The 26,915-nt window shown below is 67.9% G+C and carries 24 protein-coding genes; 4 read left to right on the forward strand and 20 right to left on the reverse strand.

Annotation, left to right across the window (positions count from 1 at the left end):
• Positions 1-213: 213 nt before the first annotated feature.
• From AC30PD_RS23330 to AC30PD_RS23365, 8 genes are all read right to left on the reverse strand, one after another.
• A complete protein-coding gene (locus AC30PD_RS23330) occupies positions 214-765 on the reverse strand; it encodes a cytochrome b/b6 domain-containing protein (RefSeq protein ID WP_489538098.1) in 552 nt (183 codons plus the stop codon).
• 10 nt (positions 766-775) lie between these two features.
• On the reverse strand, positions 776-1,045 hold the full coding sequence (locus tag AC30PD_RS23335; RefSeq protein ID WP_489538099.1) for a PepSY domain-containing protein: 270 nt from the start codon (positions 1,043-1,045) through the stop codon (positions 776-778).
• A gap of 39 nt (positions 1,046-1,084) precedes the next feature.
• Positions 1,085-1,774 carry a Fe2+-dependent dioxygenase gene (locus tag AC30PD_RS23340; RefSeq protein ID WP_489538100.1) on the reverse strand — a complete coding sequence of 230 codons (690 nt, stop codon included), beginning with the start codon at positions 1,772-1,774 and terminating at the stop codon, positions 1,085-1,087.
• Positions 1,775-1,827: 53 nt separating this feature from the next.
• Positions 1,828-4,164, reverse strand: a complete 2,337-nt coding sequence (locus AC30PD_RS23345) for a TonB-dependent receptor (protein ID WP_489538101.1) — start codon at positions 4,162-4,164, stop codon at positions 1,828-1,830.
• Positions 4,165-4,298: 134 nt separating this feature from the next.
• Positions 4,299-4,520, reverse strand: coding sequence for a hemin uptake protein HemP (gene hemP / locus AC30PD_RS23350; protein WP_489538102.1), 222 nt, complete (start codon positions 4,518-4,520; stop codon positions 4,299-4,301).
• Between the two features lie 4 nt (positions 4,521-4,524).
• The gene (locus tag AC30PD_RS23355) at positions 4,525-4,947 is read right to left on the reverse strand and encodes an ExbD/TolR family protein (protein ID WP_489538103.1); all 423 of its coding nucleotides are present in this window, start codon (positions 4,945-4,947) and stop codon (positions 4,525-4,527) included.
• Positions 4,948-4,963: 16 nt separating this feature from the next.
• Positions 4,964-5,719 carry a MotA/TolQ/ExbB proton channel family protein gene (locus AC30PD_RS23360; protein WP_489538104.1) on the reverse strand — a complete coding sequence of 252 codons (756 nt, stop codon included), beginning with the start codon at positions 5,717-5,719 and terminating at the stop codon, positions 4,964-4,966.
• 3 nt (positions 5,720-5,722) lie between these two features.
• Positions 5,723-6,469 carry an energy transducer TonB gene (locus tag AC30PD_RS23365; protein ID WP_489538105.1) on the reverse strand — a complete coding sequence of 249 codons (747 nt, stop codon included), beginning with the start codon at positions 6,467-6,469 and terminating at the stop codon, positions 5,723-5,725.
• A 162-nt stretch (positions 6,470-6,631) separates the two neighbouring features.
• Here AC30PD_RS23365 and AC30PD_RS23370 point away from each other — a divergent pair, with 162 nt between their 5' ends.
• A complete protein-coding gene (locus AC30PD_RS23370) occupies positions 6,632-6,982 on the forward strand; it encodes a phage holin family protein (protein ID WP_489538106.1) in 351 nt (116 codons plus the stop codon).
• Here the strand turns inward: AC30PD_RS23370 and pbpC are convergent.
• The 3 genes from pbpC to AC30PD_RS23385 are packed head-to-tail and all read right to left on the reverse strand — an operon-like array spanning position 6,979 to position 16,678.
• The gene (pbpC, locus tag AC30PD_RS23375) at positions 6,979-9,117 is read right to left on the reverse strand and encodes a penicillin-binding protein 1C (protein WP_489538107.1); all 2,139 of its coding nucleotides are present in this window, start codon (positions 9,115-9,117) and stop codon (positions 6,979-6,981) included. The genes AC30PD_RS23370 and pbpC overlap by 4 nt on opposite strands.
• The gene (locus AC30PD_RS23380; RefSeq protein WP_489538108.1) at positions 9,114-14,984 is read right to left on the reverse strand and encodes an alpha-2-macroglobulin family protein; all 5,871 of its coding nucleotides are present in this window, start codon (positions 14,982-14,984) and stop codon (positions 9,114-9,116) included. The genes pbpC and AC30PD_RS23380 overlap by 4 nt, the downstream gene beginning before the upstream one ends.
• 59 nt (positions 14,985-15,043) lie before the next feature.
• The gene (locus AC30PD_RS23385) at positions 15,044-16,678 is read right to left on the reverse strand and encodes a M48 family metalloprotease (RefSeq protein WP_489538109.1); all 1,635 of its coding nucleotides are present in this window, start codon (positions 16,676-16,678) and stop codon (positions 15,044-15,046) included.
• A gap of 40 nt (positions 16,679-16,718) precedes the next feature.
• On the opposite strand from AC30PD_RS23385, the gene moaC reads away from it, so the two are divergent.
• Positions 16,719-17,213 (forward strand): cyclic pyranopterin monophosphate synthase MoaC, encoded by a 495-nt coding sequence (gene moaC / locus AC30PD_RS23390; protein ID WP_489538110.1) that lies wholly within the window; start codon positions 16,719-16,721, stop codon positions 17,211-17,213.
• A 7-nt stretch (positions 17,214-17,220) separates the two neighbouring features.
• Here moaC and AC30PD_RS23395 read toward each other — a convergent pair whose 3' ends face one another.
• The 5 genes from AC30PD_RS23395 to AC30PD_RS23415 all read right to left on the reverse strand — a co-directional run bounded on the left by AC30PD_RS23395 (position 17,221) and on the right by AC30PD_RS23415 (position 21,204).
• Complete coding sequence (locus tag AC30PD_RS23395) at positions 17,221-17,598, reverse strand: type II toxin-antitoxin system VapC family toxin (RefSeq protein ID WP_489538111.1); 378 nt, start codon at positions 17,596-17,598, stop codon at positions 17,221-17,223.
• A complete protein-coding gene (locus AC30PD_RS23400) occupies positions 17,598-17,807 on the reverse strand; it encodes an AbrB/MazE/SpoVT family DNA-binding domain-containing protein (RefSeq protein WP_489538112.1) in 210 nt (69 codons plus the stop codon). Before AC30PD_RS23400 ends, AC30PD_RS23395 begins: the two co-directional genes overlap by 1 nt.
• A gap of 61 nt (positions 17,808-17,868) precedes the next feature.
• The gene (locus tag AC30PD_RS23405) at positions 17,869-19,653 is read right to left on the reverse strand and encodes a PglL family O-oligosaccharyltransferase (protein WP_489538113.1); all 1,785 of its coding nucleotides are present in this window, start codon (positions 19,651-19,653) and stop codon (positions 17,869-17,871) included.
• Positions 19,654-19,791: 138 nt separating this feature from the next.
• Positions 19,792-20,559, reverse strand: coding sequence for a TfpX/TfpZ family type IV pilin accessory protein (gene tfpZ, locus AC30PD_RS23410; protein ID WP_489538114.1), 768 nt, complete (start codon positions 20,557-20,559; stop codon positions 19,792-19,794).
• A gap of 90 nt (positions 20,560-20,649) precedes the next feature.
• The gene (locus AC30PD_RS23415; RefSeq protein ID WP_489538115.1) at positions 20,650-21,204 is read right to left on the reverse strand and encodes a pilin; all 555 of its coding nucleotides are present in this window, start codon (positions 21,202-21,204) and stop codon (positions 20,650-20,652) included.
• 367 nt (positions 21,205-21,571) lie between these two features.
• Here AC30PD_RS23415 and AC30PD_RS23420 point away from each other — a divergent pair, with 367 nt between their 5' ends.
• Positions 21,572-21,703, forward strand: coding sequence for a hypothetical protein (locus tag AC30PD_RS23420; RefSeq protein ID WP_489538116.1), 132 nt, complete (start codon positions 21,572-21,574; stop codon positions 21,701-21,703).
• Positions 21,704-21,992: 289 nt separating this feature from the next.
• Positions 21,993-22,184, forward strand: coding sequence for a hypothetical protein (locus AC30PD_RS23425; RefSeq protein ID WP_489538117.1), 192 nt, complete (start codon positions 21,993-21,995; stop codon positions 22,182-22,184).
• A 54-nt stretch (positions 22,185-22,238) separates the two neighbouring features.
• On the opposite strand, the gene AC30PD_RS23430 is transcribed toward AC30PD_RS23425, so the two are convergent.
• From AC30PD_RS23430 to AC30PD_RS23445, 4 genes are all read right to left on the reverse strand, one after another.
• The gene (locus tag AC30PD_RS23430; protein ID WP_489538118.1) at positions 22,239-23,018 is read right to left on the reverse strand and encodes an MBL fold metallo-hydrolase; all 780 of its coding nucleotides are present in this window, start codon (positions 23,016-23,018) and stop codon (positions 22,239-22,241) included.
• Positions 23,015-25,267, reverse strand: a complete 2,253-nt coding sequence (locus tag AC30PD_RS23435) for a CHASE2 domain-containing protein (RefSeq protein WP_489538119.1) — start codon at positions 25,265-25,267, stop codon at positions 23,015-23,017. The genes AC30PD_RS23430 and AC30PD_RS23435 overlap by 4 nt, the downstream gene beginning before the upstream one ends.
• A 58-nt stretch (positions 25,268-25,325) precedes the next feature.
• Positions 25,326-26,006: an FHA domain-containing protein gene (locus AC30PD_RS23440; protein ID WP_489538120.1), complete on the reverse strand. Its 681-nt coding sequence runs from the start codon at positions 26,004-26,006 to the stop codon at positions 25,326-25,328.
• An 89-nt stretch (positions 26,007-26,095) separates the two neighbouring features.
• Positions 26,096-26,878: a Stp1/IreP family PP2C-type Ser/Thr phosphatase gene (locus AC30PD_RS23445; RefSeq protein ID WP_489538121.1), complete on the reverse strand. Its 783-nt coding sequence runs from the start codon at positions 26,876-26,878 to the stop codon at positions 26,096-26,098.
• Between the last annotated feature and the right edge of the window lie 37 nt (positions 26,879-26,915).

A 26,915-nucleotide genomic window follows, 5' to 3' on the forward strand; every position in this document is an offset into this window, starting at 1 on the left:
TGATTCTCTCCATCAAGTAAGTTGTTGATGTGCTCGGTTTGGGCGAGAGCCGCGTGGACTCTCATTTCTCCATAGCACCGCGCGGAGCGAATGGTAATACCTGTATAGGGCAAAGAGAAGAAGTTTTCACTGTGAAAGTACGCATTCTTTCGAGGGAAAGCGCGCTTTTGTCGCTGCAATGCGTCACTGGCGCATCGCGCGGGCTCGTGTCGATCACATCACGTCGTCGCCTTGCGGTGCGCGCTTCGTGCCGTCGAGCATCGCGCGCACGAGGTTTTCGCGTTGCCGCAGGCTCGTGAAAATCACGCCGCCGACATGCAGCACGACGAGGCCGAGCAGCCCCCAGGCGAAGACGCGGTGCAGCCATTCGACCGTCTCGTCGCCCCACAACGCATCGGTCGTGTAGAGCCAGCCGGTCACGCAGAGCGCGACCACGCTCGCCAGCAAGGCGACGATCATCCAGGCGCCGAGCGGGTTGTGGCCCAGGTGGCGCGGTTCATCGCCGCGCTGCATGCGGCGCAGGTAGGCGAAGGTGGCGCGCGGTGCGCGCACGAACTGCGTGAAGCGCGCGTGGCGGCTGCCGGCAAAGCCCCAGACCAGGCGCGCCACCACCGCCACGAGTGCGACCCAACCGACCGGCTGGTGCGCGCCGAACCAGAGAAATGTGGTGAGCCAGCCGAGCGCGATCGAGGCGACGAGGGTCCAGTGCAGCAGGCGCACCGGACGGTCCCAGACCTTCACGGCCGGCACGGCGGGCCGCTTCATCCGCCGCGCGTCACTTCGGCGCGGTGACGAGCTCGAAAGTCTTCGGGTGGAAGAAGACCTCGACCTTGCCGTTCTTCTCGTCGCGGCCGTAGACCTCGTAGCAGCCGTTGGTGATCTTTACGCGGCTGATCTTCCAGCCCTGGTTGGTGAGCTTGCGTTCGAGTTCGGCCTGCGGCTTCCACTCTTCCTTGGGGATCGGGTCGCACTTTTCGGCGTGTTGCGCGAAGGCGCTTCCGGCCAGGGCGACCAGGGCGGCGCAGACGATCAGGGTTCGTTTCATCACGGGTTCCTCGAGGGGTTGATCAGAAAGGTGCAGCGTTCAGACGTCGGCCCACAGGCGCAACAGGTTGTGGTACGTGCCGGTCAGGCCGATCACCGCCGGGTCGGTTTCGCCGACGGAATTGCGCAGGCGCATGAGGTGCGAGTCCATCTCGAACAGCAGGCGGCGCTGCTCGTCGCTGCGCACCATGCTCTCGAGCCAGAAAAAACTCGCAAGCCGGAAACCGCGCGTCACCGGCTCGACGCGGTGCACGCTGGTGCCGGGGTAAAGCACCATGTCGCCGGCCGCGAACTTGATGCGCTGAGCGCCGTAGGTGTCTTCCACGACCAGCTCGCCACCGTCGTAGTCGGCAGGTTCGTTCAGGAACAGGGTGCAGCTGATGTCGGTACGCACGCGGTCGCCGAGCGTTCCGGGGATGAAGCGAACGGCGTTGTCGATGTGGTTGCCGAAGGTGTTGGCGGCACCACCGTAGCGGTTGAAGAACGGCGGGTACACGCGCTTGGGCAGCGCCGCCGAGAAGAACGTGGCGTGCCGGTTCAGCCCGCCGAGCACGATCTGCTGCAGCGCCTTGGCTTCGGCGCTGTCTTGCGGCAACTGCTCGTTGTTCTTCACGTGAGCCGACTGCACGCCCGACGTGGCGCGGCCGTCGACCCAGCTCGCCCGCTGCAGGATGGCGCGGGCTTCGCGCAGTTCTTCGGCGGTCAGGACTTCCTTGACATGGAGCAGCATGGCTGGCCTCAGGGCTGGCTGGGGCCGCCCCGGGGCCCGGGGCGGCATGTCTTCTAGAACCTCGCGGTCATCGTGAGCTGGACCTTGCGGCCCAAGCCCGGGATGTAGTGCCCGGTGTAGAGCGAGTCGGCGTAGAGTTTATTCGTCACGTTGTTCACGTTGAGCTTGAAGCCGACCGCGTCGCTCATCGTGTACTCGGCCAGCAGATCACCGGTCACGAAGCTCGGTGCGACGATGCCGACCGGGTTGCGGTTCGGCGTCTGCGAGCTGCGCGCGTTCAGGCCGGCGCCCAGGCGAACGCTGCTCAGCACCTGGTAGGTGGTCCAGATCGTGCCGCTGTGGCGCGGCGTGAGCGAAGGCCGGTCGCCGACACGTTCACCCGAGAGCGCCACGCCGCTCGGCGGGCCCTTGTCGATCTTCGCGACCGGAATCCACGCGTACGAACCGAACACTTCCCAGGCCGGCGTGATGCGGCCGGCCAGGTCGAACTCCAGGCCCGCGGTGTGGCGCTTGCCCGAGAGCACATAGGCTTCGAGCGGCGTGCCGTCGGGGCTGTCGCGGTTGCGCTCGTTGAACTTGTTCGAGTGGAAGGCCGCCACGCGCGCGCTCATCCGGCCCTCGAACAGGTCGAGCTTGGCGCCGAGCTCGAAGTTGCGGCTGCCTTCGGGGTCGGTGTTCGAACCGGGCAGGTCGTACTGGTAGGTGTCGCCCGAGGTGTTGAACGAGGTGCCGTACGAGAAGTGGTACGACTGCGTGTCGCTCGGCTGGAACAGCACGCCGAAACGGTGGCTGAACAGGCTGTCGGAGCGGTTGCGCGAAGCGGTTTCGGTGCCGACCGGCACGGTCGCGCTGTTGGCGCTCTGGTAGGTGCGGTAGTCGCCCTTGAAGTAGTCCCAACGCAAGCCGCCGAGCAGCTTCCAGCTCGGCGCGACCTGCACCAGGTCTTGCACGTAGACGCCCACCGACTTGGCGTCGAACGCGGCTTGCCGGCGCACCAGGCGCTGGCTTTCGTCGACAAAACCGGTGCCGTCGTTCGGCGTGCCGATCGTCGTGCGCGGTGTGTTCTTGTCGAGCACCACACCGGTCGGCAACACGCCCGCGAAGCCGTTGAACTGCTCGTGCGCCACGTCGACGCCGGTCAGCACCTCGTTCTTCATGCCGAACCAGGTGAACTTGTTGCTGTAGTCGGTCTGACCATAGGTGGTGGTCATGTCCTGGATCTTGTTCTGCGTGCCGCGCGTCAACAAGGTCGAGTCGGTCACGTAGGTCGGCCCTTCGGAACCGGGCGCGTAGACGATCGGCCCGTTCGCCGCATTGGTGTTGGTGAAGAAGCGGATCGTGCCGGCACGCTGGTCGCGGAAGTAGCGGCCCTGGCGGATCGCCGACTTGAGCTCGCCGCCGTCGTCGAAGCGGTGCGTCCAGCCGGCGGTGGCCAGCGACGCGCCGCCCTGGTTGTAGTCGCTCGCGGCACCGTAGTAGTTCTTCGGGTCGAGGCCTTCGATCAAGCCGGCCGGGTTGTTGGCGCTCGAGTCCAGCGGCGCGCCGGCGGCGGCACCCTTCTTGCGCAACCACGGCAGGCCGTAGTTGATGCCGTTGTTGTTGCGCAGGTAGTAACCCGACACGTAGAACTCGTCGTTCGTGCCGATGCCCCAGCGGAAGGTCGGCGCCAGGCCCTGCTTGTCGAGCTTGTCGTTGCCGCCGCCACCGTCCGCGGTGGTGCTCATCACGTTGACACGCAGCGCCGCGGTGTCGCTCGTCTTGATGTTGAAGTCGCCGCCGAAGCGCAGGAAGTTGCCGTTGCCGACGGTCAAGTCGACCTGGCTCACGTTGGTCAGCAGCGCCTGCTTGCTCACCTGGTTCACGACGCCGCCGGTCGAACCGCGCCCGAACAGCATCGAGGCCGAGCCGCGCAGCAGCTCGATGCGCTCGAAGCTGAAGGTGTCGCGCTCGTAGAAGGCCGGGTCGCGCAGGCTGTCGACATAGATGTCACCGCTCGCCGCCAGCGAGAAGCCGCGCAGGCGGATGTCTTCTTCGCCCCCTTCGGCCGCCAGGAAGGTCACCCCGGCGGTCTGGTGCAGCGCTTCTTTCAGCGTGTCGATGCGGCGGTCGTCCATCAGCTTCTCGGTGATCACGGTCACCGACTGCGGAATGTCGCGCAGCTCCTGGTTGCCTTTGCCGATGGTCGAGGTGGTGGCGCGCACCGAGTTGGCGTCGGTCTCGACCTTGGCCTTCACCGGGATCGCCGGCAAGGTCGCTTCGGACTTGGGCGCAGACGCAGCAGCGGCCGGCGCCGGCGCCGTCTGCGCGAACGCGCCCACGTTGAACAGGCCGAAGCCGGCAGCCAAAGCGCCGAGCGGCAGCAGGCGCGAAGGCGGTGTGGCGGCCGGCACCACGGCCGGTGTCGGCGGGCGGTGCGGGGAGCGGGGTTTTCTTGTTTGGCGCAGCACGTGGTTTTCCTTGGGGTTGGGCACGGGCTGGCGACGGGCGGGCTGGTGCGGTGTCTTTGTTATGGGTGAAGGGGTCGCTACTTGGTGAGGATCAGTTTCCCGAGCGATGTTTTTTTCAGGCGGTAGAGCGCACCGTGGTGGTCGATTTGCACTTCGAGTGCGCCAGCGAACAGTTTTTCGCTGCTGATCTTCACGGTGGTCGAAGGTGCCGCCGGGCGCGGCGCGGCAGCGGCCGGCACGGCAGGCGCGGCCGCGGCGCCTGCGGGCGTGTCGTCCGGGTTCGGCGTGTTCTGGCTCATGGCTTCAGCGCGCCGCTTCGGGCTCGCTGATGAAGCCGACCTTGGTGAGGCCCGCCTTCGACGCGTCGGCCAGCGTCTGCGCCACGAAGCGGTAGGCCACGGCCTGGTCAGCGCGCAGATGCACTTCGGGCTGCGGCTGCTTCTTGCCTTCTTCCACGAAACGCTGGCTGGCCACGGCGCGCGACACGGTCTCGCCGTTCCAGTACAGAAGGCCGGCGGCGTCGATCGCGAATTCGATCTTCTCGGGCCGCAGGTCGTTGACCTGCGAGCTCGCCTTGGGCAGCTCGAGCTTCACGGCCTGGGTGAGCAGCGGCGCGGTGATGATGAAGATGACGAGCAGCACCAGCATCACGTCGATCAGCGGCACCATGTTGATGTCGGACATCGGCGCGCTGGCGCTCTTCGAATCGAAACTGGCGAAGGCCATGGTTCGTGCCCTCGCTTCAGGCCGTGGCCGGTCGCGCCGGGATGGCACGCACGTTGGCGGCCGGTACGGCTTCGGCCCCGTGGCCGAGCGCCTGACCCATCGACACGAAGGTGTGCAGCTCGTAGGCAAAGGCGTCGAGCTTGGCGGCCATCACGCGGTTGCTGCGCGTCAGCCAGTTGTAGCCCATGACCGCGGGGATCGCGACCGCGAGGCCCAGGCCCGTCATGATGAGCGCTTCGCCGACCGGGCCGGCCACCTTGTCGAGCGTGCCGGCGCCGCTCATGCCGATCGCCACCAGCGCGTGGTACACGCCCCAGACCGTGCCGAACAGGCCGACGAACGGCGCGGTGGCACCCACGGTGGCCAGCACCGCCAGGCCGTTCTCGAGCCGCGTGGTTTCTTCATCGAGCACCTTCTTGATGGTGCGCGTGACGAACTCACTCGACGAACCCGCCTCTTCCAGCTTGGCTGCGCCGTACTTGGCGTGGTGCGCCTGCGCCTGCATGGCGTGCGCGGTGAGGTGCGAGAACGGGTCGTGCGCGCCGTGGGTGCTGATCTCACCGGCCACCGCGTCGAGCGAAGTCGCGTTCCAGAAGAAGTTCAGGAAGGTGTTGCTGCGGCTCTTGCGCGCCAGCAACGAAGCGCCCTTGATCGCGATGATCGCCCACGAGGCGATCGACATCACGATCAGGATCACCAGCAAGGTCTTGCCGACCACGTCGCTCTGCGCGATGAAGTGGCCGAAGCCCAGGTTTGCAGCGTCTGCGTTCACGATTCACTTCTCCAGCTCGAAAGGAAAGGGCATGCGGACCCAACCGGCCACGGGCCTGCCGTTCTCGGTGTAGGGCTTGAAGCGGGTCTTGCGCACCGCGGCCATCGCGGCTTCGTCGAGGCGCACGAAGCCGGACGACTTCTCGACCTGCACCTGGTGCGGCATGCCCGCTTCGTCGGCGAAAGCACGCACGATGACCGTGCCTGTTTCACCGTTGCGGCGCGACAGGCGCGGGTACTCGGGTTCGGGCGGCACGAGGTACTGGATGGCCGAGGCCGGGATCATCTTCGGCTCCGGCGCCGGTGCCGGGGCTGGCGGCGCCGGGGGCGTTTCGACGACGGCGACAGGCGCCGGTGGCGTGGGCAGCTGCGGTGCTTCGGGTGGGGCCGGCACCACGAACGCGGCGGGCGCCGGGCTCGGTGCCGCGGCGATCACCGGCGCGGGCGTCTGCTTCTTCTGGATCGGCTGCGGCGCAGGCGGTGGTGGCGGGGCGGGTGGCGCGGGCGGGGCGAGCAGGTCCACGAACATCGGCGCGGCTTCACGCACGGCGTCACGCACCTGCTGCACCTGCAACAAGCCCCACACGCCGGCCACGTGCGCAGCGAGGATCGCCACCACCATCAGCCGGCGCTGGTTCGGCGACAGGCCGTCGGCGCCGTCGCCCGGCCGCGGCAGGGGCGGCGGCCGATAGCTCGGCGGCGGCGCGATGCCGGCGGCCACGGGGTTCAGCGGAAAGGTCGGGGGGCTCATGAGACGGTGTCGAAGCGCGACGCCACAAGGCGCGCGGCAAGTTCTTCAACAAATTTAACACAAATGCGAATGATTCGTGTTGAAATACCTGCCGCGCCCACGGAAATGCGGTGCCGCGCGCTATCCCGGCGCGTCGTCGCGTTTGCGCGCTATTCTTTCGGCATGAAAATCATCGTTCGCTGGCTTCTTCTGGCCGCCGCCCTGCTGCTGGTGGCTTACCTCTACCCCGGTGTCACGATCACGAGCTTCGGCTCGGCGATGATCGCGGCCTTCGTGCTGGGCTTGCTCAACACGCTGCTGCGGCCGATCCTCGTGCTGCTGACGCTGCCGGTCACCATCGTCACGCTGGGCCTGTTCCTGTTCATCATCAACGCGCTGATGTTCTATTTCGCGGCGTCGATGCTCGACGGCTTTCAGGTCAGCGGTTTCGCCGCGGCGCTGATCGGCTCGCTGCTCTACAGCCTGTGCGGCATGGTGATCGACGCGGCGATGGAGCGCATCTTCAGCCGCTAGCGTTTGCCAGGCCGAGCGTTGCGCGCCTCGGCCCCGCGCACTTCGAAACGCACCGTCTGCAGCGCCTGGCCATTGGCGGCGAGCAGCTTCAGTTCGTGCCGGCCGGGCCACGGCGCCCACGACCACTCTCTGGCGCTGCCCAGGCGTTTGCCGTCGAGCACCCACGCGCCATGCTCGCCTTCGAAGCGGATGCGCTGAGCAGCCGGCGGGATGTCGGGGTCGATCGCGAAGAGGCTGCCGTCGCGCGGGCTCGTGATGCCGTAGCGCCGCGCGTTCGCCACTTGCGTGCCGGCCGTTTGCCGGGCTTGTTCGGTGCCGCGCATGAAGAACTCTTCGCGCGCCGGCTCGCGGGCCGCATCGAACGCCACCTGCTCGCGCACGACACCCGCCGGCATGGCCGGCCACGCCGACGGCCGGCCGCGGTGCAGGTGTTCGACCAGTGCGCGCCACACCGGCGCTGCGCCGCTGATGCCGCTCACGTCGTGCATCGCCGCACCGCTGGCGTTGCCGACCCACACGCCGACGGTGTAGCGCTCGGTGAAACCGATGCACCAGTTGTCGCGCAGGTCCTTGCTGGTGCCGGTTTTCACCGCGGCGAAACCACGCGTCGCGAGCAGGCTGGTCTGGCCGAAGGTGCGCACGCGCGCGTTGTTGTCGGCCAGGATGTTTGCCACCAGGTACACCGCGGCCGGGTCGGCGACACGCGACGGCGTGGCCTGTGTGGGTGCACCCCGGAGCGCCACCGGCGTGAACATGCCGCCATTGGCCAGCGCGCGGTAGGCGTTCGTCAGCGCGAGCAGCGTCACGTCAGCGCCACCGAGCGCGAGCGCGTTGCCGTAAAAACCACCGCTCTGTGGCAACGCCAGGCCGAGCGCGTTGAGCCGCTGCACCAGCGCCTCAGGCCCGAGCATCGCGCCGACGCGCACGGCCGGCACGTTCAGGCTCGCCCCGAGCGCGGTGCGCGCGCTGACCCAGCCCTTGAAGTCGCGGTCGTAGTTCTGCGGCAGGTACAGGCCGCCGGCGGTTTCGATCTGCGCGGCCGAATCGTCGAGCAGGCTGGCCGGCGTGATGAGCTTTTGCTCGAACGCGAGCTCGTAGACGAAGGGCTTCAACGTGGAGCCCGGCTGGCGCCGCGCGAGCACGCCGTCGACCTGCGCCGCGCCCGAGAAGTCGCCGCTGGAGCCGACCCAGGCCAGCACCTCGCCGCTGGCATTGTCGAGCACGACGAGTGCGCCGTCTTCGACGTTGCGGCCGCTGAGCTCGGCGAGCTGGCGGCGCAAGGCAGAGACCGCCACGCGCTGCAGGCCGGCGTCGAGCGTGCTGCGTTGCGTGGCGGCGCCGTCGGCGGCGATCAACTGGCGCGCAAAGTGCGGTGCGAGCTGTTCGCCGAGTGGCATGCCGCCGCGCCGGGCGAGCGCGGTTTCGGTCAGGGCCAGCACACCGGTGCAACCCATGGCCTGAAGCTGAAGCACACCACAGGCCCGCTGCGCAACGGTCGCGGCCGGCGCGTTCGGGCCGCGCACCAAAGCCGCGGCGAGTGCGGCCTCTTGCGCGTCGAGCCCGCTCGGGTGTTTGCCGAACAGCGTTTGCGCCAGCGCGTCGATGCCGATGATCTCACCGCGGAAAGGCACCGAGTTCAGGTAGGCCTCGAGGATCTCGCTCTTCTTCCAGCGGGTCTCGAGCTGCGTGGCGGTCAGCGCCTGGCCGATCTTCTGCACCACGCTGCGGCCGGCGGCGGGGCGCGCCAGGCCTTCGTCGATCAGCCCGGCGAGCTGCATCGTCAGGGTCGACGCACCGCGGGTCTTCTGGTTCCACACATTGCCCCAGGCGCTGCGCGCCACCGCGCTCCAGTCGACCCCGCTGTGTTCGTGGAAGCGCCGGTCTTCGCTGAGCACGATGGCCTGCAGCAGCGCCGGCGACATGTCGGCCAGCGGCACCCAGGGCAGGCGCCGCACGGTCTTGTCGGCACGCAAGGTCTGGATCGGAACGCCGTGGCGGTCGAGCAGCGTGATGTCGGAAGGCCGATGCGCTGCCTTGACTTCGGCGAACGTCGGCAGTGCCTGCGCGGCCGCTGCGCAGGCAGCGAGCGACAACACGGCGACGCCGCGCGCCCATCTCAAGGCCCGACAACTCATGGCCCGACCTCGAGCGCCGCGTTCGGCGCTTCGCCGAAGGTTTCGGGCGCGTACATCGCTTCCACGCGTGTCGGCGGCAGCGCGAACTTGCCGGGGTTGTTCAGCCGCACGGTGTATTCGATGACGTGCTTGCCGCGCGGCAAATACTCGTAGTAGCTGCGGAAGGCCTCGAAGCTGCGCTCCTCGAACGCGGGCCAGGCGTTGCCGGCGCGCTTCTCGCCACCGCTGGCGATGGCCGAATCGCGGCCCAGGCCCGAGCCGAGGATCGTCGCGCCGCCGGGCACCGGGTCGCTGACCACGACCCAGGTCATGTCGCTCTGCGCATCGACCTCAAGGCGCACGCGCAGCACGTCGCCGCGCGACCACTTGGCTTTGTCCTTCTGCTCGACCGCGATCACGCTGCGCACGACGCTGTAGCCGGCACGAATCGGCGCTTTCAGCGGCACGGCGGCCAGGCTTTGCACGGTGAGCCAGGGTTTGCCGCTGCCTTCCTGCGCCACCGTCAACGACGAAGGCTGCGCGGGCCACGCGAGCTTGATCGACCCGCCTTCGATGCTCTTCGCCCAATCGACGGCGCCGCTCGCTGCCGAGAGTGCGGCCGTCGTGCGGCCCGCCACCTTCACCGATTCGAACTTCGCCGAGAACTTGTCGAGCGCGAGCGAGCCCCAGAGATTGGCTGTGGTCGTGAGCCACGCACCACCGCGCTGGCGGCCGAGCGAGCCGACGACCAGGCGCGGAATGTCGTCCTTCCACGCAGGGTCGTCGAGCACAGCCAGGATCAGGCGCGCCGCGTTGGCGTCGGCGCTGTCCATCAGCCACCACCAGAAGTCGTCTTCTTCGTTGCTGAACTTCAGCGTGGTGCCGGCGTAGGTGAGGCGGCTGCGCAGGATCTGGTTCGCCTCGTCGATGCGTTTTGCTGCGTTCGGAATGCCGTCGACCTTTTTCAGGATGCGCAGCCAGTCGATCACCGCGGCCGTCGGCCAGACGTTCGGCGTGAGGTTGATCGAGCCGAGCATCTTCGCTTGCGCGCGGCCATGACGCGACAAGGCTTCGATGGCCGCGAGCTTGCGCACGTCGAGGTCGGCTTTCGGTGACCAGAACTTGCGCTCGATGCGGCCTTCGACGAACGCGGTCAGGCCATCCAGCATGGCGCTGCGTGTCGTTGCGGGCAGCTCGAAGCCGGCCTCGTGCGTGGCCGCGATCACGTAGGCGGTGAGCTTGTCGCTGCCGCGCGGGCCGTCTTCAGCGCGCGGCGGGAAGTAGCTCGCCAGGCCGTCGCTGTCGAGGTAGGTCGGCAAGGTGTTGGCGACGGCGCTCCACAGCGCCGCGTCTTTCAGGCCGACGGCTTTCGAGGTCTTCTGCTCCAGGCAAATGAAAGGGTAAGTCTCGAAGAAACCTCGCATGCCGGGCAGCGCGCCGCTGAGCTTCGGCTGCACGCCGACCACGATGCCGCCACGTTTCACGCCGGTCTCGGGCAGCGCGTCGCCCGGCGCGGCGACGGGCAAGCTGAAGCTGCCTTCGAGCTGCTGCAGCGTGGCCTGCAGCACACGCACCGGCACGGCGGGCGAGACGAGCTGCGTGACCTTGAGCCGGTCCTTGGCACGCTCGGGCGCCGCGGCGCCACCCTGCTCTTCGGCCGCAGCCTCCCAGCTCACGCTGAAGATGTCGGCCGGCACGCTGACCGGCCAGCCGATCTCCTTGGCCGAGCCTGCGGCCAGCACCACGTCCTGCGGTGCGAAGGCCAGCGGCGTGCGCGCGATCTCGCCGCCCGCGGCGGCGGGCGCATTCGCCACAGCCTGCAACGTGGCCCGCACCTTCATCTCGCGCGCCGTGGTGTTGCGCAGCGTCAGCATCGCGTTGAAGCTGTCGCCCTCGCGCACCAGCGGCGGCAGGCCCGAGAGCAACTGCAGGTCTTGCGTCACGCGGATGCTGGTGCTGCCGGTGCCGAATTGCTGTGTGCCCGCATCGGCGATCGCCACGAGCTTGAAACTCGTCAGCGAATCGTTGAGCGGCACCTCGACCACGGCTTCGCCGTTGGCGTCGAGCACCACGCTCGCTTTCCACACCAGCAGCGTGTCGAACAGCTCGCGTGTGCTGCCCCGCCCGCCACCACCACCTGCCGCCACGGCCTTGCGGCCGTAGTGGCGGCGGCCGATGATTTCGCTCTGCGCCGTGGCCGTTTCCACGCCCCAGGCACGCTGGCGGATCATGGTGTTCAGCAGGTCCCACGAGTCGTTGCTGCGCAGGGCAAGCAGCCCTTCGTCGACGGCCGCGAACGCCACCTCGGCGCCGGCCACCGGCTTTCCTTCGAACTGCACCTTGATGCGCGCGCTCGCCTTCTGGCGCACCGCGTACTGCGGCTTGTCGGCCACCACGCTCACCTGCAGCTCGTGCGCGCGGATGCCCACCTGCAGCGCGGCCACCCCGAGCTTGAACGCCGGCTTGGCCAGGTCGACCATCGCCGTCGGCGCCTGGTACTCGCGGCCGTCGTACCAGAAGCTGCGAGCCCAGGCGAGCGGCTCCTTCCAGCCCCACGTGAAGAAGGAATACCAGGGCGTGTCGCGAATGCGGCCGCGCAGCGCGAGCACGCTCACGTACACGTTCGGGCCCCAGGTCTTCTCGATCTTCAGGTCGATGGTCGGGTCGTCGCCGCGCAGCGTGATCACGCGCGATTCGATGATGCCTTCACGCTCCACCGCGAGCAGCGCGGTCGCTTCGCGGAACGGCGAGCGTACCTGCAGCCGCGCGGTCTCGCCGGGTTCGTAGCGCTTCTTCTCGGGCAGCACGTCGATGCGGTCGTCGTTGTCCTGCGCGAACCAGAGCTCGCCCTGTTTCGTGACCCACACGCTGCTGGCGGCCTGCACCGGGTTGCCGGCCGCGTCTTGAGCGCTCGCGATCAGCTCGACCTGGCCGGCGTTGCTCAGTTCGGCTTCGCAGAGCAGCAGGCCGCGGTCGTCGGTGCTGCCGCTGCACAGCGCGCCGAGGTCTTTCACTTCGGTGCGGTTGTCGTAGGCATAGAAGCCGCCGACCATGCGCTTGCGCGTGCTGATGGTCTGGCTCAGGCGGCCGCGCACGTCCACGCTCTGGCCCTTCAGCGCCGCACCTTTGGTGTCGAGCGCGAGCACGGTGAACTTGACCTTGCCTCGGCTGCTCGCCCACGAACCGGTCTTCACGCCCAGCACCACCGCGCTCGGCCAGAGCGGGACGCTGCTGGCAATGGTCAGCACTTCGCCGTTCGGGTCGTTGTAGGTCACCTCGGCGCTGACTTCGCTCGGCCGCGTGATCTTGGGCAAGTCTTTCAGCGTGAAGCTCGCGGCGCCATTCTTGTCAGTGGTGAGCGGCAACTTGTCGGCGACGAGCCTGCTGTCGCTGGCACTCGTTTCGGATTCGCTGTCTTCGCCGCCGCTCTGCGCCTTGGCGGCATCGCGCGGCGGCTCGAACGAATACTCGTCGTAGCCGGTGAAGCTGGTCGCGCGGCTCCTGAGCACGGCGCTGGCGCGCGCCGCCACCTGCGCCATCGGGCCGCCCGAGAAGTAGTTCAGCTGCAGCTCGAGAGGCAACTCCTTCGGCGCCACGGCCACGGCCTTCGGGCCGCTCAGGCGCGCGTCGACCAGCGGCAGCCTGAACTCTTCGACGCGGAAGTTGCCGCTCGTCCACTGCCGGCGCCGGTTCTCGCTGCCGGTCTCGCGTTCGAGCAGCACGTTGTAGACACCGAGCTTGGCAGCGGCAGGAATGTTCCACACCGAGACCGCGTGGCGCGTGCCGTTCCACTGCAGCGGCTGCACGAATTCCTGGCCCGTGCCTTCGTGCACGATCTTCATGCGCGTCGGCAGCTCGTCGGGCTTCGCGTTCGCCAGCCCCGTCGAAGTTTCGAAGCGGAGGAAGTGTTTCATCGAGACCGTTTCGCCCGCGCGGAACAGCGTGCGGTCGAACACCGTGGCCGCGCGCGCGTCGGGCTCGGCACCGCGCCCGGTCGGCACGTTGAAGCGCCAGGCCTCGATGCCTTTCTGCCAGCTGCTGAACACGAACGTGGTGTCGACCACGCCCTTGGCGTCGGCCTTCCGGGCGCTGACGAACAGGCCGCTGTCGGCCAGGCACTTGTCGAAGCGGGTGTCGAAAGCCTGGGCCGCACGGGCGATGCCCTGCGCGTCGGTCTGGCCGGCCCACAGCTTGTGGCCGTTGCAGTCGCTGACCACCACGTCGGCGCCCGCCACCGGCAGGCCGCGGTCGAGCGAGGTCACCCACACCACGCTGTTCTCGCGCCCGAGCTTGAAGTGCACGCCGAGGTTGGTGACGAGCACGCCGGTGCGCACGAACATCGGTGCTTTCTTGTCGAGCAGCGATTCGCCCAGGCGTGCCGATTCGATCTCGACGACGTGGTAGCCCGGCTCGGGCAAGGGGATGCCGACGACCTCGAACGGCCGCGGGTCGCCGCCCGCGAGTTGCGGCAGGTCGAGCCGCTTCGCCGCAGCGTCCTTGTTCAGCAGCGAGAGTTCGCGCGTGGCCACGTAGCGCTCGATGCGCTGGCGCACTTTGCGGCCCTGCGCATTCGTCGTCTCCTCGAACGAATACCAGTCTTTCTCGGGCAGCCCCGCTTCGCGCGCCGAGAGCTGGCCGTCGTCGTACTGGCGCAGCCGCGCGTACCACGCGAGGATGTCGGCGTCGGTCTGCAAGCGGCGCACGCGCACCTGCCCGCCCGGTGCGGCCGGCCGCATGTCGCCCTGCACGTGGCGCAAGGTGACGGGCAGCACCGGCTCGGCGTTCAGCTCGATCACGCCGAAGGGCGCCGCGGCGAACTTGGCGATGGGCGGCGCATCACCGGTCGCCACCTTGAGCGGAAAGCTCGCGGCGTTCGAGAGCGCGCGCCCCGCGTTGTCTTTCAGATCACGCGGCAGCTCGACCGTGAACGTGGCGTTCTCGGGCAGCGGTTTCTGGAAGCTGATGTCGCTGAGCTCGACGGCCTTGTCGTCCTTGTCGAACACCGGCTTGAAGGTTTCTCCGCCGGCTGCCTTCAGCCGCACGGCGGCCGCCGCTTCGCGCGAGATCGGCGCCGAAAAGCGCAGGCTCATCGGGCGGATCGGCAGGCAAGGCGCGTTGGCGCGCTCGCGTTCGCACGAGAACTCGGCCGTGAAGGCCGGCCGCACCGTGAAGCGAAAGCGCTGCTCGGCGCTGGTCAAGATCTTCGGGTTGGCCGCCGCGCCGATGCCCTTGCCCCAGATGAAGCGCACCGCGCTGCCGTTCGGCAAAGGGCGCGTGCAGCCGAGCACGAGCGTGCGCTCGGCCTGGGCCTTGTTGTTGATGTTGCGCGCCTTGAGCAACTGCGCGCGCGGCTCGCCGTCGACGATGCGCACCGGCAAACGTTCGCCGATGCCTTCGACTTCGCACCAGGCGTTGGCCAGCACCGCGCTCGGCACGGCCGCGCCGTTCAGGCGCAGCAGGAAAAACTGGTCTTCGTCGATCTGGCCGCCGTCGTAGGGCTGCATCGAGATCACCGCCGGGCCGCCGGTCGTGAAGCTGTATTCGGTGACGCCGGTCAGCGTGCCGCTGCTCGGCTTCCAGTCGCCTCTCGCCTTCAAGGTGCAACGGGTGCCCGGGCCGGGCGCCTCGCTGAAGTCGTACAGCCAGACCCGGTCGTTGGCCCAGCGGCCCGCGCCGCTGGGCACCACGCCCTGGCAGGCGACGCTCATCGGGTCGGGCAGGCGCAGGTCGCCGAACGGCACGACCGCTTCAGAGAACTTCACCGTGATCTGGCGAACCTGCGCCACTTCGCCCTGCGGGCTCACGCTGGTGATGGTGGCGGCATGACCCACCACCGCCCAGAGTGCGCCGACGACGAGCGCCGCCTTTCCGATGAACCCTTGTGGCATTCCGACTCCCGGCCTGTGAATGCCGGCAAGTCTAAGAGCGCGGGCTCAGGCCCGATCGTTCAGCGCTGCCCCTTCTCGTCGGCCTTGATCTGCTTGCGCAGCAACTCCACGTCGCGCAGCCGCGCGTCGATGACCGACGCGTCGATGAAGTCGACCGCACCACCGCTGCGTGCGCGGCGCTGGCCGGCGTGCAGCCGGTCGACGGCGCCCACCAGGTCGCCAAGCGCGAAACGCGCTTCGGCGTCGGCGCGGATCGCACGCAGCGGCTGGCCGAGGCGTTCACTGACCTGGCTGAGCGCCGTCCACGCCAGCGGGTCGAGCGGGTTCACGGCCACCCAGGTCTGCAGATCAGAAGCGCGCTGCTTGAGCGCTGCGTCGTCGGGCCGCGGCGTGCCCGCGGGCGACTCGGCCAGCACGGCCTGCGTGGTGAGCAAGAGCACCGGGCGCGAGCCGTCGCCGGCGTAGGGCTGCAGCGCCGCGTTGGCCTTGGCCACGTCACCGCGCGCCAGCAGCGACTGCGCGTTCAGCAGCGCCACCGCGCGTTCGGCGCGGGCGTCGCTGCGCGGGCTGGTGCGCACGATGTTGAGCGCCACCGCGATCGACGCGTCGGCGCGCGCAAAGTCGCGCAGCAGCGTGGAGCCGAGCGCACTTTCGTAGGCGCTGGCGAGCTTGTCGGCCACGCTGCCCGAGGCCCGCTCGGCGTCGAGCGCCTGCCAGCGGCGCAAAGCGTCGACGCGCGTGTCCATCAGCACACGCGCTCGGGCCTGCGCTGCCGAGTGTTCGAGCACGCTGACGAGCGGCGCGGGTGGCGCGGCGCCGAGCCGGGCGCGGGCCTCGCCGATGCGGTCGGTGGTGAGCGGGTGGCTGCGCAGGTAGGGGAAACCGCCGCTGTCGTTCAGGCGCGAAGACTGGTCGAGCTTCTCGAACATGGCGGCCATGCCACCCGGCGCGAAACCGGCGCCCGACATCATCGCGAAGCCGACGCGGTCGGCCTCGCGCTCCATGTCGCGCGAGAAGTTGAGCTGGCCCTGGATCGCCAGCGCCTGGCCACCGGCGATCGCCGCGTTGGCGGCGTCGACGCTGCTGTTGCCGGCGCGTGAGGCCGCGAGCACACCGACGATCAGGCCTGCCAGGCTGACCAGCGACTGGCGCTTGCTGTTGGCGATGCTGCGGGCGATGTGGCGCTGAGTGACGTGCGAGAGTTCGTGCGCGAGCACCGACGCCAGCTCGTCCCGCGTGGCGGTGATGGCCATCAGCCCGAGGTGCACGCCCACGTAACCACCGGGCAGCGCGAACGCGTTGACGCTGCGGTCGCGCACGAGAAAGGGCTCCCAGGCCATGCGCTGATCGATGTCGGACGTGATGTTGCCGCGCACGCGCGCCTGCGCCACCAGCGGCTGCCACAGCGACTGCAGGTATTCGAGCAGGACAGGGTCGTCGAGGTAATCGGGGTCGGCGCGGATCTCGCGCATGATCTCGTCGCCGAGCTTGCGTTCGGTGCCGAGGTTGAAGTCTTCGGAAGCCGGGTCACCGAGCGCCGGCAACCGGTTCTGCGCCGACGCCGGCGCGCTGATCAGCAATGCAGCAGCACACGCCGCGGCGACGAGGCGCACGCGCAGTGGTGAAGGGCGGAAGCGGGTGTCGGGCAAGGCAGGTCGGCGCGCGCGCAGAGTCTCGGGGGGTGAGTCGTGCATGGCATCATGCCGCACAAAGCTTTCGAGAGTGTTTCGCCCCATGAGTTCAACACCGTCTTCGCCGCTGACACATTTCGACGCGCATGGCCAGGCCCACGTGGTCGACGTGTCGGCCAAGAGCGAAACCCACCGCGTGGCGCGCGCCAGCGGCGTGATCCGCATGCTGCCGGCCACGCTGGCCTTGATCGAAGCTGGCACGGCGAAGAAGGGCGACGTGATCGGGGTGGCGCGCATCGCGGCCATTCAGGCGGCCAAGCGCACGTCGGAGCTGATCCCGCTGTGCCACCCGCTGCCGATCACGCGCGTGACGGTCGACTTCGAGATCGATGCGGCGAGTGCCAGCGTGCGCTGCACCGCGCAGGTCGAAACGCTGGGCCGCACCGGCGTCGAGATGGAAGCGCTCACGGCCGTGCAGATCGGCCTGCTCACCGTCTACGACATGTGCAAGGCCGCCGACCGCGGCATGGTGATGGGCGAGATCCGCGTGCTCGAAAAACACGGCGGCAAGTCGGGCGACTGGGTCGCGCCGGGCTGAACACCGATCAGGTGCGCTTGCGAAAGTAGGCTACGCCGGGCAGCCCTTCGAAGTGCTTGTCGCAGGTGAGCAGGTCGGCGCCTTGCCGCTGCGCCGTGGCGTAGACGATCGCGTCGGCGGTGGCCAGCTTGTGGCGTTGGTGCAGCTCGGCGGCGAGCAATGCGATGTGGGTGTCCAGTGGCACGACCACGCACGTCTGGGTGTGGGCTATCACGCTGTCGGCGCGGTCTTCATCGGCCTCACGAAGCAGCCACTTCGAGAGTTCGAGCTGAACGATGGTAGGTACGACACAGGCGTCTTGCACCGGAAACTCGGCCGCCAGTCGTTTGCCCAACGCGCTGCCGATCAGCCACTCGACCCAGGCCGACGTGTCGACCACGCGCATCAGAAACGATCGTCGCGATCGCGGTAACCCGTGGCCTTGGCGCCTTTGGCGATGCCCTTGAGTTGTTCGAGCGCCGGCACCGGCACCATCAGTACGCCCAGCGCTTTGGGGATGAACACGAACTGTTGGCCCGCCTCCCAGCGCTGCTGCTCGCGCACGCCCTTGGGCACGGAGATCTGGAACTTTTTCGACAAGGTGGCGATGCTCATGGTCTTACTCAAGTTTGATCGATCGCACTTTGGTAAGAGTATCACCAACCGGTACGGGCCGCTACCGGAAGTCCTCGAACCCAAGCAAGCGCTGCGGCGCTTCGCACTGGAAGGGCGGCGGCTCGGCCGCTGAGGCGTCGGCGCAAGGCTTGAAGAACTCTTCCGACTGCGCGTTCCTGAACTCCTTCAGGCGCTGCGCGACGAAGCGCGCTTCGTCGACCTTGCCTGATTCGTTCAAGGCCTGGGCCCAGGCCTGCATCAGGCGCGCGTCGAGCAGGTAATGCGGCGCGCGTGCGAAGGCAGCCATCGCTTCCGACGGGCGCTCGGCGGTGGTGGCCGCGGCATAGTCGGCGTGGTGCGCGAAGAACACGCTGCGCTGGCCGTCTTTGATGCGCTCGGCCAGCGGCGCCGCCGTCTCGGCCGGCATGAAGATCTTGACGACGCGCAGGTAGTCGGCCACCGACAACAGGCCGCCCATCATCAACACCATCGCAGCCACGAGCAGGGGCCGGGTTCGCTGTCGGTCGGGCGAAGTAGCTCGCACGCCCGTGTCGGCGGGTTGCTCGACGCCCAGGCCGAAGGCGAACGCCGCGGGCAGCAGGAAGTAGGCGTACCACAGCGGGTATTCGAGCAGGCTGTGCATCAGCACCATCAGCACGATCACGAAGGCGGCACGGTGCACGCCCGCGCCTTCGGTCGCCGCGCTCGGCGCTGTGCGCAGCGCCTGCCAGAGGTTGCCCCACAAGGCCCACAGCAGCAAGGCGCTCACCAGCGCGGCGAGCGGCAGGCCGAGCTCGACCGCGAACTGCAGCGGCAAGGTGTGGGTGTGGTCGAAGAACGCGACCGGGCGGCCCGGAAAGGGCGTCAGCGTCCACGCAAAATTGAACTCGCCGAAACCGACGCCGAACCAGGGGTGGGTCTTGATCAGCGCCAGCGTGTTGGCCCAGATGCCGAAGCGCGAACTCGAGATGTCGCTCTTGTTGAACTGCGCATCACCACCGAAGACTTCGTGGCTGTGGTGGCTCCAGGCCGCAGCACCCCACCAGAACAGCGCGAACACCACTGGCACGAGCACGAGCGTGGCACGCGCTTCGCGCGAGAGGCGGCGGTCGAGCACACCCCACAGCGCCAGCAGGCCGGTGCCCAGCATGCCGGTGCGCGAGCCGCTGAGCACCAGGCCGAAGAGCATCAGCAACACCGCGGCGCGCGCCGCGGTGCGGGCATTGCGGCTGGCGGCGGCCACGTTGCCGAGCCACACGGCGGCGATCACGCCCCACAGCAGCAGGCTGCTCATGTGGTTGGGTTGGCGCATGTTGCTGACCGCGCGGCCAGGAATGCCGCTCGGGGCAATCCAGTTGCCGTCGGCCCAGGCCGGCCAGTACACCTGCACGATGCCGATCAGGCTGCTGGCCACCCCCGCCACGGCCAGGGCGATGCACAAGGACCGAAACGCCAGCAGCCCGTACCCGGCGCGTTGCACTGCGGCGCCGACCAGCGCCGTGATCGACGCCGCCCCGATCAGGCCAGCCGACGAAAGCGCCAGCGACCACGGCGCGCCAGCCCACAGCGGCGCCGCCAGTGCGGCGAGCAGCAACACAGCGAGTGCGGCCTGCAACGCCACCGCACCACTCGACCAGCGAGCACCGAGGCCCTGCATCGAGCCCGCGAACACCGTGAGCAAGGCGCCCCAGCCCACCAGCGCCGTCGCCTGGTTCAGGAAGGTGGAAGAAGGCGGCAGGTTGAAAGCGAGCAGTGCCGGCAAGGCGACCGCGTTCACGGCCAGCGCTGTCAGCAGCAGCTTCAGGTCGGGGGCCGCAGGTGCCACGCCGGTGTGGGCTTCACTCACGAAAAGACCGCCGTCGGTGCCCGTGCCCGGCCCGTGGGCTCACTCGTGTCTGCGCGCATGGCGGCGGATTCTAGAGGCTGGCTGGCGCCGCTTCGGGCCGGCCTCTGCGCGGAGCGCAGGCCGCTCTGGCGGCCCGGCTCAGAAGAAGCCTTCGGCCTGCACGTAGTGCACCGGCTGCCCGGCGCCGTCGAGGATCGCGACCCAGTCGCCGCCGCGGCCGATCAAGGGCAAGAACTTCGCGCTCGCCTCGTCGACCTTGAGCGCTTTCAGTTCGGCTTTGACGTCGCTGGAAAGCGCCGGGTACTTGGCCAGCAGCGTCGCCAGGGGGCGCGCGCGGGCGAGCGCGTCGGCGGTGGAGTCGGCGTAGGGTTGCCAGAAAGGCGGGCGTTGGGCGCGGTCGATCCCGCGCAAGCCTTTGAACAGCGCTTCGTTCGCTTCATCGCCGGGCTTGGGCGCTCGCGCGCCGAGCAGCCAGGGGCCGGTGAGCGGCAGCTGCCGGTACTCGGGTCGCGCTTTCGGCAGCTCGTCCATCTCGACCTGCGCCACCGTGATGACGCGGAACCGGTCGGTCTCGAACACCATCGCCACCGGCCGCGCGCCGTACACGGCGATCAGGCCGTAAATGAGCGCGGCGAGCTGGATCACGCCGATGATGGCGAGGTCGCGGCGCAGATGCGGCCAACCCTTCTTGAGGTTGAACACCGCGAAAGTGAGCAGCGGGCCGAGCACCACGTCGACGCTGGTGATCAGGATGAAGAGGTCACGACCGCCGGCCACCTGGCGGTAGATGCCGGGGAACCAGATACCGAAGACGAGGGCGGCTGCAATCGCGGCCACGCCAGCAGAAATGAGCAGGTGGATGCCGGCGGCACGGGCACGGCGAGCGAGGTCGAGATTTTGGAGCATCGGGGTCCGAGTTTATGGCGCATGCACAAGTCGGTTCGCGCAAAACGAAAAAGGGACGCCGAAGCGCCCCTTCCGAGAACTGAAGAATGCTTAGCGGCACTCGCTCGGAGCGTACTTGGCGAGCAGGCCAGCGGCACCGGTTGCTGCAACGACGGGCATCTGACGGGTTGCGCTTGCGCTGGTCGTGTTCGTCTCCGATGCGCAGCCCCAGTCGATCGAGCCGGTCACGCCCGAGGTGTACGAAGTCGCCAGCTGAGTGGGGGCGCCAGCGCCGGAACGGATGTAAGGCGTCAGACGGATGATGTTTCGGGCAGCGATGCTACCGACGTTGGCAGCGTTGTACGTCACAGTAATTTCGCCATCCGCAGCATTCATAAGAACGCTCGTCACATACTTGCTGGTGGCACCCAAGTTGCCGGCTTGCGCATTCCAGGTGGCGGCAGTGGCGCCCAGATCGGCGAGAGTGGCCGAGCCTGTGCCGATTTGCGTCTTCGCATCACCAGCCAACGACAGGCCTTCCGTCACACGGGCACGGATCGTGTAGTCCTGATAAGCCGGCAGCGCAACCGCTGCCAGAATGCCGATGATCGCCACGACGATCATCAATTCGATGAGGGTGAAACCCTTCTGGATGGAACGCTTCATGTAGAACTCCTGGAGAGATGGTTGGGGGGGACGGGGTCTTATATGCAGCGTCTGTGCCACGGCAAACCTACCCGAAACGCGTGAATTTGACCCACAAAGCTGACACAAACGGTCATCGGCCTTTTGATGCCGGCGACGCACTCTGGCGCCACTGACACAAATGGTCACTCTGGCGTGCCGGTTCTCACGAACCTGATTCCGGTCGCCAACTCCGGCCCGCACATGAAGATTAGCGCGCGGCGACCACCCCGAATCGGTCGAAAAGGTGGGGGACTTCGTGCCAGCTCTGCGCCAGTGCTACCAGGCGCCCAAACGAAACGACCGAGAAGAAAGTGTGATGTTTGATGCGACCACCGGAGCCTGCAACATGCGAACCACGTTGACGATTGACGACGATGTGCTGGCGGCGGCCAAAGGGCTGGCGGCCCGGCAGATCAAGAGCCTCGGCGAGGTGATTTCTGCCCCGTCGCGGCAAGCGCTGAAACCCGCCACCACGTGACGGCACACTCGCAATGGCATGCTTCTACTGGCGGTGCGCGCAGATGGCGTGCCAGTCACGCCGGAGCTGGTGAACCCACTCCGCGGCGAGCTGCCGTGACCACGTCTTTGCCAGACGTGAATGTCTTGATCGCCCTGCTCGACCCTTCACACACCCAACACGACGCGGCACACAACTGGTTCGAGCGCCCAGGCCACGAGGCCAGGGCCACTTGCCCGCTGACAGAAGACGGCGCGTTGCGCATCATCGCCACGCGCGTTACCCCAAGTCACCGGATACGCCTGCCGCCGTGGCAAAGCTGATGAAAACCCTGCGCGGCCTGCCAGGCCATGCGTTCTGGGCCGACAACATCGGCCTGCTCAACAACGAGCACGTGGATTCGACACGTTTGTTGAGCTCAGGCCAGGTGACAGACAGCTATCTGTTGGCGTTGGCGTGTGCACCGGCGGCCAGCTGGCGGGCTTCGGTCGGCGCTTGGTGACGGACGCAGTGCGCGGCGGCAAGAGGGGCCTGCACCTGATCGCTTGAAGGCAACTCAGCCGAGCGTCATCGTGTCGCCCGCCGTCATCGCATGAATGCGGTGCGGCGTGCCCAGGCGGCCGATCTCGGCCATCACGGCTTCGACTTCGCCGGGCTTGATGTGCGTGATGTGCACGTCGACGCTGCCTTCGAGCTGGGCCAGTTCGTGGCCGAGCGCCGCAGGGCACAGGTGGCGGCTGATGCGTGCGAGCTGGCGTTCTTCGTCGCTGAAGGCGGTTTCGATCACCAGATGCGCGACCTTCATGCCGTGCAGGCGCTGCCACAGGGCCGGGTTGGGGCCGGTGTCGCCGGTGAAGACCCAGTGGCCAGCTTCGCCGCCATCGACGGCAAAGCCGACGGCGGGCACGGTGTGCGATGCGCTCAGCACTTCGACCCGTTTGCCGTTGAGCGTGAGCACGTCACCCACGGTGAACGGCACGAGTTCGAGCACCGGGTGCTCGGCGCTCGGCAGGCGCGTGAAGTCGGGCCAGATGACGCCGTTGAAGATGTGGGCGCGCAGCGCCGCGATGGTTTCGGGCAGCGCGTGCACCTGGATCGGCGCGCTGCCGGCAGCCCGGCGCAGGCGCATCACGGCATCGGCCAGCAGGCCGATCGAGAGCACGTGGTCGAGGTGCGAGTGGGTGATGAGCACATGGTCAACGCGCGCCAGCGCGTCGAGTGCCATGTCGCCCACGCCGGTGCCGGCGTCGATGAGCACGTCGTCGTCGAGCAGGAAAGCCGTGGTCTTGCAGCCCGCGGCGATCGACCCGGAGCACCCGAGCACTTGGAGAATCATTTGCTGTCGAAGGTATGGGCCCCGTCCCAATCGGCGGGCGGGGGCACGCTGCGGTGGTGTTGGATGCGCCCGCTGAACTGTTGATACAGGCCGAGCAGGGGCGAGCTGTCGAACCGGGTCTGGAGCGTGGCCAATCGGGCTTGGGCTTCGTCCCAATGTTGAAGGCGGTAGTGGGTGAGCACAAGGTCCCAAAGTCGCATTTCTTCGTCAAACATGAGGGGCCGCAATGCGGCTTCACCTACCGGTGTGAAAAGCGTCACGGGCTTCTTTTTGCCCTTGACGCGAACGCGGTCGACCTCGACCCAGCGGAAGCCCGCAGCTTCGGCGTTGCGCGTTGCCTGGAAGCTGGCTTCGCCGGCCAGCACGTCGACACCGTAGTGCCGTGTGAGCGCCTCGATGCGCGAGGCCAGGTTCACCGCGTCGCCCATCACGGTGTAGCTGCGGCGCATGTCGGAACCCATGTCGCCCACACACACCAGGCCGGTGTTCAGCCCGATGCCCACACCGATCTGCGGCAGGCCACGCTCGCGCAGGTCGCTGTTGAGCGCATTCAGGCGCTGCACCATCGCCAGGGCTGCCTGCACGGCGTGCAGGGCGTGGGCTGGGTCGTGCAGCGGCGCGCCCCAGAAGGCCATGATCGCGTCGCCGATGTACTTGTCGAGCGTGCCGCGGTGGGCGCGGATGGCGGTCGTCATGCTCGAAAAGAAGCGGTTGACGAGGCCGCGCACGTCTTCGGGTGCGAGGCGTTCCGAGACCTGGGTGAAGTTGCGCATGTCGCAGAACATCACGGTGAGCTCGCGGTTCTCGGCGCGCATGTCGTAACGCGCGGGGTCGCGCGCCATTTCTTCGACGAGCTCGGGCGGCACGTAGGTGCCGAACAGGCGTGCCAGTGAACGACGGCTTCGGCCTTCGACGATGTAGGCCCAGACGGTGGTGCCGAGGTAGACCAGCAACACCAGCAGCAGCGGCGCCGCCAGCGGCAACACCCAGCCGCGAGCACCTTGGGCCCACAGGTTCAGCAGCACGAGCGCCACGACCAGCAGTGCCGTGAACTGCGCGGCGCGTGCGGCGCGCAGGCGCGGCAGGGCGACGACGAGCACGGCCGCGATCAGCAACAACAGCAGGATCTCGTATCCCGCCGCCCAATCGGGCTGCACCGGCACCCGCGCGTCGAGCAGGCCCGAGAGCAGGCTGGCGTGCACCTCGACGCCGGGATAGACGGCCGAGACGGGTGTCGAGCGCTGGTCGTAGACGCCGGGCGCGGTGGAGCCGACCAGCACCAGTTTGCCGGCCAGGTGGGCGGCCGGCACGCGGCCTTGCAGCACATCGCTCGCAGAAACGTACTCGAACGATCCGCCACCCGGCCCACCCCCGCCGCGAAACGGAACCCGCACGAGCCCATGCTCGTTCAGCGGAATCGCGTGGCGCCGGCCGGCCTGCTCAAGCACGACGCCGACCAAGGTGCCGCCGCCCGGGGCGTCGAACTGCGGCTGAACGCGCGGGGCACCGGTGAATCTGCGGAACATCGCCAGCGCCAGGGCTTCGTGGTGTTCGTTGCCCACGCGGGCAAGGAGCGGCAGGCTGCGCACCAGGCCGTCGGCGTCGGGTGCGAAGTTGAAGTAGCCGGCCGCTGGCGCAGCGCGGGCAAGCACGTCGATGTTGGCCGCGTAGCCGTCCCAGCGTGTGAAGGGGCCGGGGCTGTTCCGCAGGAAGGCAGCATCGATCGCCGGGGCCGGCAGCGTGCCGGTCTGGCGCCCGCCGCGGTCGCTCGTCAAATAGAAGCCGAGCACGGCTTCGCGGCCGCTCAAGGCTGCAGCGAAGCGGCGGTCGTGGTCGAGCTCGTTGCGCCAGCCTGGCAGGCGGGGTGCGAGTTCGGGCAGTTCGCTGGCCAGGCGCTCGAGCACCGGCAGTGCAGCATCGGCATCGGGTTCGGCGAACAGCATGTCGAAGCCGACCACGGCCGCCTTCTGCCGCGTGAACAACTCGTCGGTGAGCGCGGCCATGCGCTCGCGGCCCCAGGGCCAGCGGCCGACTTCGGCCAGGCTCTTCTCGTCGACGTCGACGATCACGATCCGTGCATCGAGCGTGCGTGGCATGAGCGCCCGCAAGCGCGCGTCGGCCATCGCCAGATCGAGCTGGCCGACGAACCTGAGCGGCAGGTACCCGGCAGCGTGGGCGATGGCGCCCAGCAGTACGCCGAGCAGCAACGCAGCCCGCAGCACGCTCCAGAGCAGGGAGCGCGAATTCATGCGAAACGCGGAAATCAGCCGCTCGGCAAGGCGGCGCGGCAGGGGGCTCTAGGCGCGATCAGGCCTGGACGAACTGCATCTGCGTGCCGGCGAGTTCGATCACGTCGCCGTTTTTCAGGTGCACGGTTTCACCCACGACCGCGCTGCCGTTGACGGTGGGTTGCAACGAGCCTTCGACATGGGCGAGCACGTAGCCGCCCGGTCGCTTGGTGATCGACGCGACCTGCACGCCGGGCTTGCCGACGGTGGTGACGACCTTGGTCAGCACCACTTCGCGGCCGGCGGCCGCCCCGTTGAGCACCTTGATCGAGGCCGGCGTGTTGGCGGAACCGAGCGCGCCGAAACCCGACGAGCTCAGCCCGGTGGTGCGCGCATAACCCGACCCGGAAGAAGCGGCCGGCGCCGGCATGGTGCCCGGCTTCATGATCATGGTCTTCTCGTAGTCGGTGCCGTCTTCGACCAGGAACTTGATCTTGTATTTGCCGATCTCGACGGTGTCGTTGTGCGTGAGCAGCTGCTTCTTGACGGCCTTGCCGTTGATGTAGGTGCCGTTGGTGCTGTTGAGGTCTTCGATGAAGACGTCGGCGCCGACCATCTGCAGCACGGCGTGCTCGCCGCTGACCGCGAGGTTGTCGATCACGATGTCGTTGTAGGGCCGACGGCCAAGCGTGGTCTTGTCCTTGGTGATCTGAACTTCCTTGATCACCACACCGTCGAGCGATACGACCAGTTTGCCCATGCTTGTTGACCTTTTCTGTAAGACCGTGCCGTCTCTTCAAGTCTCTTGTGCCCGGCCCCCACGGCCGCCGCGCTCAAAAAGCAACATCATCAACGCCTGAACGGCCACCACGATTTGGCCGTGCCGCTCGGGCCGCGCACACGCGCGAGAACCACCGAAATATTGTCCTTGCCACCCGCGTCGTTGGCCGCTTCGACCAGCGCGTGAGCCGCCTCGGGCAAGGTTTCGCAGCCCAACATGAGCTGGGCGATGCTTTCATCGTCGAGCATGTCGGAGAGGCCGTCGGAGCATAGCAGGTAGGTGTCGCCGGGCAGCACGTCGTGCAGGTGCGTTTCGAGCAAAACCGTGTCTTCCACCCCAACCGCGCGCGTCACCAGGTTCTTGTTGGACGAGAACGCGGCCTGCTCCGGCGTGATGAGGCCGGAGTCGATCTGCTCCTGCAGCAGCGAATGGTCGTGCGTGATCTGCACCAGCCGCGAAGCGCGCAGGCGGTAGGCGCGCGAGTCGCCCACGTGGCCCATCAGCAGGCGCGAATCGCGGAACACGCCGACCACCAGCGTGGTGCCCATGCCGGCGTACTGCGGGTTGGAGTTGGCGGCGTTGAATATCGCGCGGTTGGCGTTGTCGACACAGATGTCCATCGCGCGGCGCACGTCGGTGTCGGTGGCGTTTTCGGAGGCTTCGCTGAGCCAGCGGCCGAGCTCGGTCTTGATGAACGAGGTGACCATGCCGCTGGCCACTTCGCCGGCGTTGTAGCCGCCCATGCCGTCCGCCAGGATCACGAGGGCCGTGGATTCGTCGACCGCCACCGAATCTTCGTTGTTGTTGCGAGCCCGGCCGGTGTCGGTGGCGCTGAAGAATTCGAAGGTCATGGTCGAGAGGCCTGTTCGGGCATGTGCGCGGGCTGCA

The organism is Rhizobacter sp. (assembly GCF_032229685.1).
Lineage (GTDB): Bacteria > Pseudomonadota > Gammaproteobacteria > Burkholderiales > Burkholderiaceae_C > LMDS01.